Source organism: Ochrobactrum sp. SFR4, assembly GCF_019730395.1.
GTDB lineage: Bacteria > Pseudomonadota > Alphaproteobacteria > Rhizobiales > Rhizobiaceae > Pseudochrobactrum.
Genome location: NZ_JAAPBB010001331.1, coordinates 1 through 238, shown reverse-complemented (window position 1 = coordinate 238; position 238 = coordinate 1). Strand labels below are relative to the sequence as shown.

Annotated in this window: 1 protein-coding gene; it reads right to left on the bottom strand. The window is 53.8% G+C overall.

The features are described 5' to 3' along the window. A partial coding sequence (locus tag HBA93_RS23350) for an ATP-binding cassette domain-containing protein (RefSeq protein ID WP_221724805.1) occupies positions 1-238 on the bottom strand: 238 nt, incomplete at both ends.

Here is a 238-nt window from a genome sequence, read left to right as displayed (position 1 = left end):
GATGCTGCGGATTTCTTCTTTCATCTCATGGCGCAAATTCGCATCAAGATTGGAAAGCGGTTCATCCAGCAACAGCACATCCGGCTCAATCACCAAGGCACGGGCAAGTGCCACACGCTGCTGCTGACCACCGGACATTTGCTTTGGAAGACGTTCCGCAAACGGACGCAGACGCACCCGATCCAGTGCTTTATTCACCCGTGTCTGAATGTCCGCTTTTGAAACGCCGCGCATTTCC